The organism is Paenibacillus radicis (ex Xue et al. 2023) (assembly GCF_024722015.1).
In the GTDB taxonomy this organism is placed as follows: Bacteria; Bacillota; Bacilli; order Paenibacillales; family NBRC-103111; genus Paenibacillus_S.
In genome coordinates, this window is the sequence record NZ_JANQBD010000031.1 from 15,860 (window position 1) to 30,389 (window position 14,530).

Genomic DNA, 14,530 nt, shown 5'->3' on the forward strand with positions numbered 1-14,530 from the left:
CTGCCGCTGACAACTTCACTTCATACGGTTATTTGAGTATTATATCTGCAATAAAGGCTAGATCAAGATCATTAATAACTCCGTCATTATTAACATCGGCTTGACTGAACGAGCTCCAGTCCGGACTGCTGGAAGTAAGGCCATAGACTGACGAAACTATACCAACATCACCGACATTTATTATGCCGTTCCCACTCACATCACCCGCAGCAACTTGGAGTCTAGACTCTTGGAATGCTGTGAACGCTTGATTGAGCTGAAGCACCGCAGCGTCCATCTGCTGCTGGGATGCGGATGCATCGGACGCTACTGTAGCTGCCACCGCTATAGCAGCATTTAGAATCGCTTTACTGCCAGCCGGGTATTGCCCATTATGAGTACCCTCCACAGCCGTATTATAGGCAGCTTGAACCGATGCAATTAGCGTTTGAAGCGAGCTTTTGTTCACGGCTGTCACTTGTATGGATAACGATGCTGTTGTTGCCTCTATTTGACCGCTTTGATTATTAGAAAGCTTCGCTGAAGTTACGGTGATCAGACCTGTTCCTGGCTGGCTAAGGTTTTTGGCTTGCCAGTTCAGTTTGATGAGCTCGCCATCCGCTGTAACAGCGTCTGCCGGTCCCTGAACCCCCGCAACAATTCTAACTTGCCCAGGAGTGTCTGTAATAATTTGCGATAACGAGAAACCTGACTTTAATGATTCCGCCGACACAAAGGTCAGAACATTCGCATCATATTGGAACGTAACATCCTGTGTATAAATAGCTTTGTACACACTGGCTGCAACGTTGCTCAGCCCATAGCTAGAGCTGAAAAGCTGTCCGGATGAAGCCTGCTGAAGACCGGTCAAGGTAACATTTGGAACAATTACAGGAGCTGGCGTTTGTCCGGAAATCGTAATCGTACTGCTGCCGGACACGCCCGAGGCGTCCTTTGCTTTAGCTGTCACTTTTACGGTTCCATCCTTGACAGCCTGAAGCAAACCGCTACTGCTTATTGTTGCTTTGTCGGTAGCTGTAACTCCATCTGCTTCATAAACAGACCAATCAACGGCTGCATTCGCGGCATTATTCGGAAGCACCGCCGCCGACATCTGCAGCGTACCGTTCTTTGTAGAGATGGAGCTTCCTCCTGAGGAGGTAACTTGAATGCTATCCACGGGAACCGTTGCAGGTGCCGCTGACGGTGTAGCGCTGACAGAGGCGGAATTGGCACTAGAACCGGTGGCATTAACGGCATTTACCACATAATAGTAGGTATTGCCATTAGTTACACTGAAATCATCGTAAGCAGCGGCCGTCACGCTTGTGGCGATAAGTGAAAAAGGACCGTTTGTTGCTGTGCCACGCTTCACCATATAATAAGTTGCATCTGTTACCGTATTCCATGTTAAGCCTACATGTGCGTTACCTGACGCCGCCGCGAGCCCAGTAGGCACAGCAGGTACAGCAGGTGCAGGCAGGGCAGGTGTGGCGTTAACTATTGCCGAGCTTGTAGAGCCATTCGTCCCATTTGCGGTTACAGCATAATAATATTTCGTACCGTTAACTAAGCCTGTAATCGATGCGCTTAGTGCTTGAATATTCGTTGCTGAGGATACCGGTGTAAAAGGTCCGGTCGCGTTTGTGCTCTGGCTGAGTGTGTAGGAATTCGCACCGGAGACTGCATTCCAGCTCACGGTTACGCTGCCGTTGCCACTGGCGGCCAATACGTTCTGTGGAGCTGCTGTGCCGAAAACGGCTGTGCCATCCGATCTAACAATGCTTACATTATCAAACTCAACTGTGGCTGCCGTTACGGCTAAGCCTACATTTAATGTTGGCGATGCGAGCGTGTTGAGTGTATCCGTCCTTGAGTAAAACTGTGAAAAGGAGATGCCGTCCATTGCATAGAATGCTTTGTACGTATTCCCAGTCTTCTCCATCTTTAAATAAACCGGCGCATTTGCCGTTATACTTGAAGGCGTCGTTGTCGCCGCTCCGACATCCGTTCCGAACCTTCTATACCCTGCTATTGCCCCTGTAACAGGTCCGGCAACGGACGTTGGCTTTAGAAAAATGGAGAGAGAATTGGATTCATTAGTCACTCCATCTTTTACCATCAGGATAGCCCGGTTCTCCGTATTTATAGCTGTGTTCCCCGGTTCAATGCCTACTGTAGCAACCCTTGCGGTCATAGTGAAGTCCCCGCTCACTGGAACATTCAGGAAATAGGCAGTGTCTCCGCCTGTTGGGGTTGTGCTTTGAATTTTACCGCGATTGGCTGCAACGGTAAATTTGCCGTTGGCAAAGCTTGAGCTTTGTTGGCTTACATATGCAGTTTGCCCGCTTGTAGTCGAACCGTTCATGACGGTTTCCGACCACCCTTGAGGCAAAGAGCTGTCGGCCCATGCAGCAAGCGGACACATTGGTAACGCCATAGCCAAAGCCATTATAATACCAAGCGCTTTATTCAATCTTGAGGCTTTCATTTGGATGCTTCCCTCCTATATTTCCCGTAGATTGGCCTCAGATAACTGCATCTTTCCATCCGAGGCCATGCTCAACTGCAGTTCGATGATTAATTAATGAAGCTAATATATTGGAGCAAGCGTTTTAAAACTACTGCCGATTCGGCACGTGTAGAATTGGCGGAAGGGTCAAACATATCAGCGCTTTTACCGTTCATGATTTTGGCATCGATCGTTTGCGCTATTGATTCTTTAGCCCATGCACTAATTGCAGCCTGATCTTTGAATACATCCACCTTTTTCGCGTCAACCGCTTTTTGCTTACCCACTAAATTTATAGCACGACTAATTAGAGCAGCCATTTGTTCTCGGGTAATGTTGGCATTTGGTGCGAAGGTATCAGCAGAAAGCCCGTCAACCAAGCCAGCTTTGGAAGCAGCGCCAACGAATCCCGCATACCAATCCGAGGCCGAAACATCCTTGAACTTGCTGCTTTTATCTTCAGTCAAGCCAAGCCCTTTCACAAGCAGTGTGGCAAACTCTGCACGCGTAATGTCACCTTGCGGCACAAAAGTCGTTTCAGTTCTACCGTTGACCAGCAGCTTGGATACAAGGATCTGTACATCTTCCTTAGCCCAATGCCCGTTTAAATCATTAAATGATTTATTGGATTCTACAATCGCATAAATACTGTTTCCTTGACGCTGTATAGTTGCAATTGTTTTACCATCCACGGTTTGGAATAAGGTCGGCACAAAGGTCATCTCTCCAGTTTCAGGATTATAGAGTACTCCTGTTGCCTTAGTCGGGTCTGTTCCAGCTGGAACTTCAATATTTCTCGGCAAGTAGGCACCTTTAAATTCGTTGATGCTGACCGTCTTCCCATTGCCCTGGGCAGTGATGCTGAAATCAACGGCACCTGTCAACAGCCTCAAGCCAGACTGACCCGCGGTGTCCGCCACCTTCTGCGCATCCGTCCCGCTCACTTTTTCAATGACAATACTGATAGTCACATCTTTTGCATCTGCTCCTAATGCTTGAGCTGCTTTCGAAATGTCCACCACTTTCACTGGCAAATAGTAGGTAACCGCGTCGCTCTTCACAACAATTACGGTATCCTTCGGCAGCGTGGCGATCTCTGCTAATGAAGAAGCAGGCAGTTCAACCTTGACCGCACTTCCTTGGTTACTCATTTCAACCGTAATATTATTAGTGCTGCTGGTGTTCGTTTGAAGCTGCTTTATTGCCTCTGAGAGGCTATCCTTGCTTATGGACGCTACGGTAAGTTCTTTTCCCGTGTCCGTTTTTGACTTGGTAGTCTCCTTTACTGTAATAAGCGCCCCGCTTTGGCTCGCTCCAACTGTCGGCTGTGACGGCGATGCGGTACCACCTGATCCTCCACCGCCACTTGATTTGCTGCTACTGTGCTGAGGAGAAGTAATGTTAACAGATGCAGCAGCGGATTCACTCCAAAAGGTTTCTTTAGTTTGGGAAGAAACCGCGATTACTTTACTTAATTTAATTTCTGCAGCTCCCACTGCAACTGTATTAAACGTAACGCTAGCTAAATTGACATTGCCATTATCCCCAGCTATTTGGCCTACTTTGGACTGGGCAAGCCTTATGGAATTACCCGATAGTTCAGGCTTAACCGAAAACCCGCTTGTGCCCGTGCTCGCCTCTTTATAGCTTAGCTTCTGATTATCAAATTGAAGTACAACCTCATAGCCGTACAAATCCACTGCGTTTTGCCCTTGAACCGTGACAGTCAATTCTCTGTTCATTTCCACGCTTGGAGTGCTTAGAGTTAATGAATACGTGGGATCGCCACTTGCAAAAATGTATGCGGGCAGGACAGGCATCGTCATTATTAATAAAGCCAAGCTTGTTATCCACAATTTGAGTCTCGTCATATTTGTCCGTCCTTTCTTTTGAAAAAAAACCTGGAGGCAGCCTAACGGCTGTCCTCCCGATCTCTCACCTCACACTTGCTTTAAGGCATTTGTCGAGCTACATCCACAAGATCAGTAATGGAAATCTCACCATCATTATTGACATCATAAATTTTGATTTCATTCCAATTCGGGCTGTTGGATTTCAAACCATAGGCAGCTGCCACTATGCCCAGATCTCCAATATTAGGCTTTTGAGCTAATGCTTTGAATTGCTGCAGCACCTGGCTCAGGACGGATGCGCCACTGTCGAGCTGCTGCTGATTAGCCTCGGAATTTGCCAAGAGCGCATTTGCAGCGTCGATAGCCGCTTTCAGCGTAGCTTTGGAGCCTGTAGGGTATTGACCCATACGGTTACCTTCAACTGTTGTATCATAGGCTGCCTGTGCCCCGGTAACAGCTGACTGAAGTGCTGACTTGTTCAGACCAACGAACTGGATCTTGACCGATGCTGCGTTTGCCTGTGTAATATCACCCTGGCTATTCGAGAGCTTTGCTTGCGATACAGAGATAGTAGTGGTTGCTGATTGCCCTGTAGATTTAGCCTTCCAATTAAGCTTGATCAGGGGTCCGTCCGTTGTTACGGCTCCGGACGGCCCTTGGCTGGCAACTATCATCCGTATTTGACCTGGTATATCTGTTTTTACTTGAACGATTGATAATCCTGTTTTCAATGATTGGGCAGAGACGTACTCCACTGCGGCTGCATCGAATTGGATGGTCACATCCTGAGCATAGATAGCTGCACTAGCGTTTGAAGAGACGCCGCTCAACCCATAATTGGTGCTGAAGGATTGGCCCAACCCCACCGGTTGAACTTCACTCAAGGATGCTGCTAGCCCAAGATGATCAAGAGCACCATAGATTTTAACATTGTCGATATAATGTCCTACCGTGCCCCCATTGGATGTATAGGATTCAAGCAAGGACAAGGAATTATTGGCTGCATAGAAAGGCGCCTGTTGAATCTTCGCTACACCGTTAATATAAACATCCGCTTTCTGAGTTTCTATATCGGCAACAATTTGAATCGTATACCAAGTGTTGGCATTGTAGCCTGATAATACAGTGTAAGTATCCGTAGCTCCGGCCACGCGGTAAGTAAGGTTACCACTGACGGTTTCAATGGATACAGCTGGCAGAGTTCCCCCTTGGGCTGGCTGAACACGAATAACCTTTGCGGAATTCGCTTTTGTCTGCTGCATGAAGTCAGCTTGAACAATGACCTTCTTCGTTTGCTCAGGGAAGCTCTTTGAAATCTGCGAAAAACTGCTTGCGTTAGTATCGTTGATAAAAATACTTTTATTGCTGCTGCTTGGCACATTTGCGATTTGTACGGCTCCACCTAACTCCGAAACCTCATACCCATCAGGCTTCGCTCCTGTTGTTTGAGCATCAAAATTATCGTTTACAAGCAAGCTCATACCGGTCGTAACGTCTTGACCCGCGACTGGTTTGGCACTAGCTTGACTCGAATTCACACTGTCTCCCGCTTCATTGACAGCATTAACAACGTAATAGTAGACCGTACCATTGGTCACATTAGTATCCTTGTAGTTCGTTGTTGTGATATTATTAGCAATCTCTGAATAATTCTGACCATCGGTAGTGCTGCGCTTCACTTTGTAGGATGTCGCTCCTGATGTACTTCCCCAAGTTATAGTCACTTGCGCATCACCTGCAGCAGCATTGACCGACGTTGGGGCGGATGGAGCAACTACAGTTACGATTGCTGGCGTGCAGCTTACCTGTACGGAGTCTGACCCCTCTCCCACCGAGTTGACCGCGCTAATTACATAGTAATAAGCGGTTCCGACTGATACGGAAGTATCTGTATAGCTTAACCCAGGCACAGTAGTTAGCGTTTGATAACTTCCCCCGTTTACTGTGCTGCGTTTGATGTTGTAGCTTGTCGCTCCGCTAACCGCATTCCATTTCAGAGCAACCTGACCATTGTTCGTCCCTGTAGCACTAACTCCTCCAACGGTTGTCGGAGCTGTAGGCGCACTGCCATCCGAGCTATATCCAGACGCAAGCAGCCAGTTTGCTTTCGGCCAAGCAAGCTTTCCTGCTCCGGCTCCATCCTCCGCAGTCAATCTGGACTTCACTGTAGATGGATCATCCAACGTATACGTATAAGGCAGATCTGTCATTCCGCTCCAGGAAAACTCCAAAGGCGTCGCAGGTACCGGTGTCATTGGGCTGTTCAGTGTGTCGCTGTTCCCCCTGAATGTAACCCCGTCTAAAGAATAAATGGTATCTTTGGCAAGTATTTTCCCGGTATACTGCGATTTGGCAGCATCCACCTGGTTATTACGCATTGGGTAGAAGACATCCACGATCTCTGAATTCTCAACCAGTACCGCACCCCCTTCGGTGGATATTGCACCATTGCTGGTTACACCGAAGTGGTACCCTTTTGCTGAAATAGCCGCTTCTTGTGTTGAATTAATCCGCTTCTTGGCAGCCCAGTTATTTGCACTGTCCATCACGATATTATAGGCATGAACATTGCCGCCTCTTAAGCGAGGCATACGATCCTGCATATCCTTATAATAGTTATGGTGCAGAGTAACCTGTAAGTTTGGATTCTTGGAATCGAATTCGGTAGCGCCGACTAAATGCTGTTTCTTTTGTCCTGCCGCGACCGCAATGATATCTTCCACACTTAAACCTTGATCGCGTAAAAATTTGTACATCGCGTAAGAGGCTTTATTGGCTTCCAGTGCATGGATCTGTTGAGTTACCCAGCTGTTAGGGCCGCGGTCATCCCCTTTAAACAGCGACCAGGAAATGGTTACTCCTGATGATCCTTGTTTGACATCGATTCCACCATCGTATGATTTATTAAAGGTACAATGATCGATCCATACTTTGGATTCATCCTCCAGGGTCATGTAGTCCCAATCATTCTTGTCGTAATCTCCTTTGGTCAACTCATCCCATTCCCACAGCTCGTCAAACTCCAAATTTCTGATGATAATATTGGAGCCATGTTTAATTGTAAAGCCGGCATGTTTGATCTTGGAGCCGTTGGCTGAGAAAATCGTTATGTTACTGAGCGTATCGAGATAAATTTTACTTACTCCCGTTTGCATTAGTACCGGATGTGTTTGAGGCGTTGCGTTCGCTACAAACAAAGCCCCTGCCGTCGTCTTAGCCTCAGCTGACAGCTCATTCCAGCCCAAGTTCAGATCATTCATAATTTCCACTACTTTATAACCGTTTTTACGGTTAACCGCCTTGGCGAAGTCGGTTGCATTGTAAACTTTGATATACTTAGCGTCCGTCTCCGGAATATTGCCTCCGCCGGTGTTTCCATAAGAAAAGCCGGCCAGATTATACGAATCCAGCGCAGGAGGGGCTAGTGGAGTTGCATTCGCAGCCGCAGAATTCCCGCTTTCCCCATTAAGATTGACCGCTGAAACCACATAATAATACTTGGTATCGTTGGTTAAGCCTGAATTCGTATAACTCGTAGCCGTAAGGCCGGTTGCCACGTTAGCATAAGTTTGACCGTTCGTGCTCCGTTTTACCGTATAGCTCGTTGCTTCACTAACGGGAGTCCACGAGAGCACCACCTGACCATTGCCAGCAGTTGCAGTAAGTCCAGCAGGTGCGGCTGGTGGCAGTGGATTTGATACAGGCGTAGCATTTACTATCGTCGAGCTGGTTTCACCATAAGGATTGACAGCTACTACCTTGTAGTAGTATTTCGTCCCATTCGTAACAGCGGAATCGGTATAATTCGCCGCTGTTAGACTACCGCCAAACTGGGCAAAGCTTTGCCCATCCGTGCCTCGCATAATTTTATAGCTGGCAGCATTGCTTACTGCCGTCCAGGACAATAGGACTTGCCCATTGCCTGCTGTAGCCGTTACTCCTGAAGGAGCATTCGGCGGGATGGCCGGTGCAACAGGAGAAGCAGCAACTTCATTAGAAGCTGCACTCTCCGATTGACCTAAGCCTTTGGCCGTTACTACATAGTAATAAGCGGTTCCGTTTACTGCCGTACTATCGATAAAGCTGGTTGTGGAGCCGGTACCTACCTGTGTGTACGGTCCTCCGGCTTGCGTTCCGCGTTTAACCGTATACACTGTTCCGGTAGATCCGGCAACCGCGTTCCAGGTTAAGCTTACTTGATTATCTCCTGCTACAGCCGCGAGTCCCGCAGGTGCAGCTGTAGGAAGGGCGGGTCCTGGCGGTGTAGTTCCTGCATAAAAATTAATGTTATCGAGATATTGGCTCTTGGCAGAGCCCCCAGGTGTTGTAGAATCAAATTTATTGACGTTCGTTACTGCGGATTTAAATGTAGTAATACCCGTAACCTCTTGCAGCGTCTCTCCTCTTTTTCCTACATAGATGGTTACTTGTCTGGCAGCGCCTGCGTTCATGTCCACAACAATCCTGAAACGAACCCATGTATTAGCTGCTAATAATCCCTGTCCGAATACAGTTCCCGGACCTGTATAGGTGAAGTTCCCCGCCGTTTGAGCCTGGATTTCAAGTGCCACCGTCGAGCCGCTGTATAAATCGAACACTTTGGCTCCGCCGCCTACATCAGGCTGCATATAATCAAATTCAAAGGTAGCAATTCCCGATGTGGAAGTGAAATCTCTTCCAATGCCCGCTTGACCGGCTCCCGGATCATACAGATAAACGACTTTATTTCCTGGAGTGACGGGATCATCCACTACACGCACCGTACTTCCCGTCGTTTCCTTTAAGGTATAGTCTGCTGCAATCGTTGCGTCAGTGATGCTCTCGAAATCTTCAACGAAAGGCATTGGAGCCGTTGTAGCTGCTGCCGCAGGAGTAGGTACCAGCGGCAGTAAATTCAGAATTAACAGAGAGCTTAATATAAAGTTCGTAATTCTTCTGTTCAATAGTTTCACCTCTTAAGATAATGACTACAAGGAAATTAATTTGGCTACATAAACAAGGTCAATAATGTTAATAACTCCATCATGATTAAAATCCATATGCTTGAATGCATCCCAATTAACGCTTCCTGACGTCAATCCGTACACCTTAGCCATATCTTCTAGATCTTTCCGATCTAGCTGATGGTCACCGTTCACATCACCGTGAATCGGACCAATCACCTTAGACCTAAACAATTGAAGCGCTTGATTCAAGTTCACGATAGCTTGATCCAGCTTTTGCTCGGTGGATGTTTGATCCGCCAATACTGAATTAGCCTCATCAATAGCTGTTTTCAGCGCTGCTTTTGCCCCTTGCGGATATTGACCGTCTGCCGTTCCTTCCACAGCCGAGTTATAAGCACTTAGGGCATTATCAATGGCTGCCTCGAGCGGTTTAACGTTCGGTCCTGCTCCGACAATCACCTTAGACCTAAACAATTGAAGCGCCTGATTCAAGTTCACGATAGCTTGATCCAGCTTTTGCTCCGTGGATGTTTGATCCGCCAATACTGCATTAGCCGCATCAATGGCTGTTTTCAGCGCTGCTTTTGCCCCTTGCGGATATTGACCGTCTGCCGTTCCTTCCACAGCCGAGTTATACGCATTTTGGGCATTATCAATGGCTGCTTCGAGCGGTTTAACGTTCGGTCCTGCTCCGACAATCACCTTAGACCTAAACAATTGAAGCGCTTGATTCAAGTTCACGATAGCTTGATCCAGCTTTTGCTCGGTAGATGTATGGTCCGCCAATACTGCATTAGCTGCATCAATGGCTGTTTTCAACGCTGCTTTTGCCCCTTGCGGATATTGACCCTCTGCCGTTCCTTCCACAGCCGAGTTATACGCATTTTGGGCATTATCAATGGCTGCCTCGAGCAGTTTAGCATTGGAACCTGCCAACTCTAGCATAATATTGATCGTGGCCGGTTGAAGATGAGTAATGACACCCCGACTGTTTGCAAGCTGTACGTCTGCTGAAATTATAGCTGTCCTAGGTTGGCTAAGCGCTTTGGCTTTCCAATTCATTGCAATTAACGGTCCATCGGTTGCAATAGCCCCAGCAGCGCCTTTGCTTATTGCAAATATACGAACCTGTCCAGGAACATCTCTCCTTATGTCAATGACTTGGAATACGGTTTCCACTGATTTCACCGATTCCGCTGATACAAGCTCCAACAGATTGGAGTCATATTCCAATTTGATTTCTTGTGCATAGATTGCCCCGGTTGTGAGAGCTGCTACATTACTTAATCCATAAGTCATACTGAATGGCTGCCCAGAGACCACACTTGGGACACTTGTAAGAGATGTGTTAACTTCATTAGAAACCAGAGTTGTAAGGCTTAATACCGGTCCGGTTCCCGTCCATTTCGCATTCCCATCTCCCGCTTCTACTTTGAACGTATATTGCGTATTAGGTGTAAGACCCGTCACTGTATACGAGGTCATCGAATTTGGAACCGTATTCGCTAAATTCACAGGGGTAAACACAGCTGCTCCAGCAATCGCTTTTCCATTCTGATAAACTCTATACCCTTTGACCCCGAGATCATCGGTTGCTTCTGGCCAGCTTAATTTCACGCTCGTCGCTGTAACCTCACTGGCTGTGACCTGACTTCCGGCAGGCCACTTGGGAGCTCCGGTATCATAGGCTGCTGCTGTAGTTACTTTTAATTGAGCCGGATATTTAGTGCTGTTACCAGCGGCATCAACCGCTTCCACTTCAAAGGTGTACGCCGTATCGAAGTTTAAGCCTGTTGCATTGAAGGAAGTGCTTGTTCCTGGCACTGTACCCTTCTTTACTCCATTGGCATATAGATTGTACTGCTTCACGCCTACGTTATCCGTTGCGGCAGTCCATTTAATATTCAGCCAAGTCGTATTGGCCTTGTCTACAAGTTGAATGACATTGCTGCCCGTAGGGGCCGTTGGAGCAATAGAATCCTTGACTCCCGTTGTCGTCACCGTAACGGATGGACCGCTGCTCCAGTTCCCTGACGCATCGATAGCCTCCACTTTAAAGCTATAGGACAATGCTGGAGAAAGTCCGTTTACCGTGAAGGTGGCTGCAGCCTGTCCGGAGCCGGAGGCCGAATTGCTGCCTATTAGGGTGGAGCCCTCATAGATTCGGTAGCCTTCTACTTTCACGTTATCCGTTGCCACCGCTGCCGACCAATCCAATTTAACAGATGTATCGGTAATATTAGATGCTGTAAGTGCACTGTTATTCGTCCAAACCGGTGCTAATGCAGCATTATTGGAAGAACTGTCCATCGTTGTAGTACCAGTGAAGGTAAGACCGGATGAATTGGCGATTTTCCATGGTGCTGCAAGCCCTACGAATACAACATCCTTGAACGAGCTGTTTCGCATATAACCGATGTTCGTTTGCACAGCATTATAAAATTTTACATTTTCAAAATGAATGCCTTCATGGAAGCCTCCGTCAACTCCCGCAACATTGATAGCCTCTTTCTTATAGCCGTCTACGGAAACGTTTTTAACCGTAATATCTTTGAACTGTGATGGAACTGCAGCCGGCTCGTATTCAATTGCTGAGTTGACGTCGGAGTAGGCCGATGTGAAAATAAAAGCTTGGTTTTTGCCATTTTTCATCGCTGTATCTCTGAAAACCACGTTCCTGCCTCCACCACCGGTTGGCGTATTCGTTTTGGCACGGAGACCGATTTCAGTCTGTTTCATAACATTGTCTTCAGCCAGGATGTTCTCAATCCAAGCAGCTGTATGGCTTCCCATTACTACGCCGCCATGTCCTTCTCTCATGTAGTTGTTGAATATCCAAGCATTGCGGGTAGGCTCATCCTTCTGCCCTTGAGCACCTTGGCCCGCTGCAAAGTTCATAGCGTCATCACCGGTGTCAAAAATATTGTTAAACACCGTAAGCCCATCGCCACCACCGAATTCAATTCCGTCTGCATTATTGTCATCAAAGGTCAGAAGCTTGACGCCAGTTACAGTGACATGATTGGAATTCAAATTAACCAAGGTATGGTTGGATGGATTCAGTGCGGTAAACCCGCCATAAAACGCGTTCTCAACACCACGCAGCGTAATCAGATTGGAACGTGTAGAGTATGCACTTGTTTGATCCATACCGAGCGTATCTCTAGCGTAGTTGGTTTGGTTCTTAGCAAGAATTCCGTAGGTGTTGTAATTAGTGTTACTGCTTCCCGCTTGCACCGGAAAGAAATTATCGTCCGTTCGAGTCGGTGCTACCCAACCATTCCCGTCAATAGTACCTTCCCCTACAATCCGGATGTTCCGTAAGCTTCCATAGTCATAGGTGTGTGCGTTGATCAGCGAGTAAAATCTCGGAACTGTTGTATAATCGTACAGCATGTAATCAAATGCATAATCTTCAGGCTTTTCAGAACCAAGCAGAGTCGCGTTCTTAGCTACCTCCAAGGTCATATCACTTTTCAGCCAAATGGAGCCTGTCTTGAATTTACCTGCAGGTACTAGCACTTTACCACCTGGTGTTACTGCATCAATGGCATCTTGGATAGCCTTCGTATTTAAAGTGACTCCATCGCCAACCGCACCGTAATCAACGATATTAAATACTTGCGGAACGGCAGTTGTAGATTGGGTTACTTGATTGCTTGCCGGCGATTCAATCCCGTTGCTGTCCACTGCTTTTACAGTAAATGTATACGGGGTGTTCGGCGTAAGACCTGTAACCGTGTAATTATGCATGCTTATTTTTACATGACGGTTGTCCGTATCCTCTTCGTAAAACTTGTCAATAAACGGTTTGGCCGGAGAATAGACCGCTGCGTTACTATTAGCCGTTCCAATAGCCATCGGTTGGCCATTCATGTAAACCTTGTAATCGACAATGTTGGAATACTCATCAGGCTTCTCCCACGCTAGAATGATGCTCTTCTCATCATAGGCCATAGCGGGAACTCTTAAGTTCTTGGGAGCTTGCAGCGGTGTGTTGGACATCGGAGTAACCGACATCTCATTGGAATTGTTTCCTTCTACACCGTTGATGTTGGCACTTACGACGATATAGTAGATGTTGCCATTAGTCAGACCCGTGTAGAGATACTCGTTTCCTGTAAGATTGGAGGCAACCACAGCATAAGGTCCGCCGGCAGTTGTGCTGCTCTTTACAGTGTAGGAGCTAGCTCCAGTAACCGAAGACCATTTCACTTTGGCTTGAGCGGGGCCAGCCTCCAGACTCGTAATAGTCGGCTTTCCAGGAGCCGCCAATGGAGTTGCAATAGCTTCGACCGCATTAGCTCCTTCTCCAACAGCGTTTGAAGCACTTACAGTAAAATAATAGGGAGTCCCGTTGGTCAAGCCTTCGTATGTATAGGAAGTCATGGTAGCGTCAGGCGTTTTGTAAGAGCTCGTGTAATTGCCGCTGGCTGTTCCAACCTTCACTGTGTAAAAGGTCGCGCCGGACACTGCCCCCCAGCTCAGGTCGACACTTTGGCTTTTGGGAGCCGCCAATAAAGAAGCCGGTTTATCCGGAACCGAAGCTGCTGCTTCGTTCTTATAAACCTTGATGTTGTCCAGGTAGTGGCTTCGGCTGGAGGAGCCTGGACTCACAGAGTCAAACTTGGCAATATTCGTAACCGAATTATCGAAAGGAACTTGACTAAGCTTCTTGTCTCCGTCAATGTAGACATCCGCTTTCTGGGAATCGATATCAGCAACAACTTTAAATTTGTACCATGTATCCTTTACATAAGCAGGAAGATCATAATAAACAGCCGGTTGCCTTCTGTAAGTGAAGATGCTGCCGGATTTCGTTTCAATATTAGCGGCAACCACACCTTCTGAAGACAATAACCGGATAATTTTAGCCCCTGAGTTAACTCCCAGACTGGATAAAAAATCAAATTCAATCGTAACTTGTCCGCTTGTCTGGGCTGTAAATGACTTCTCTATCGATGTAATATCGGTTGAAGCCGTGCTATTCGCATCATTCAGAAAAAGCGCCTTATTAGCCGCATTTTTCGGGTCAACCCTAACATCTGCAAAATTGTTAGCTGTTGCCGGATTGGGAGTAATAATATAGTCGGATGGAACCGTGCCCGCTTCGAAATCTTCATTAACGAGATAGACGGATGCAGCTGAAGCTGCCGGCACCGATACAAGCGTCAAACCTGAAAATCCATAGACGAATGTTGCCAAACTCATAAGCAAGGAAATACCTTTGCGTCGCATTG

General features: G+C 47.2%; 4 protein-coding genes. All 4 read right to left on the bottom strand.

Translation table 11 applies throughout. The annotated features are described in order from the left end of the window. Positions 1 to 28: 28 nt before the first annotated feature. The 4 genes from NV381_RS31335 to NV381_RS31350 all read right to left on the bottom strand — a co-directional run bounded on the left by NV381_RS31335 (position 29) and on the right by NV381_RS31350 (position 14,528). On the bottom strand, positions 29 to 2,470 hold the full coding sequence (locus NV381_RS31335; RefSeq protein ID WP_258217256.1) for a dockerin type I domain-containing protein: 2,442 nt from the start codon (positions 2,468 to 2,470) through the stop codon (positions 29 to 31). A gap of 89 nt (positions 2,471 to 2,559) precedes the next feature. After that, positions 2,560 to 4,362: an S-layer homology domain-containing protein gene (locus NV381_RS31340; RefSeq protein ID WP_258217257.1), complete on the bottom strand. Its 1,803-nt coding sequence runs from the start codon at positions 4,360 to 4,362 to the stop codon at positions 2,560 to 2,562. An 80-nt stretch (positions 4,363 to 4,442) separates the two neighbouring features. Continuing rightward, positions 4,443 to 9,287, bottom strand: coding sequence for a fibronectin type III domain-containing protein (locus NV381_RS31345; RefSeq protein ID WP_258217258.1), 4,845 nt, complete (start codon positions 9,285 to 9,287; stop codon positions 4,443 to 4,445). 24 nt (positions 9,288 to 9,311) lie between these two features. Continuing rightward, on the bottom strand, positions 9,312 to 14,528 hold the full coding sequence (locus NV381_RS31350; protein WP_258217330.1) for a fibronectin type III domain-containing protein: 5,217 nt from the start codon (positions 14,526 to 14,528) through the stop codon (positions 9,312 to 9,314). Between the last annotated feature and the right edge of the window lie 2 nt (positions 14,529 to 14,530).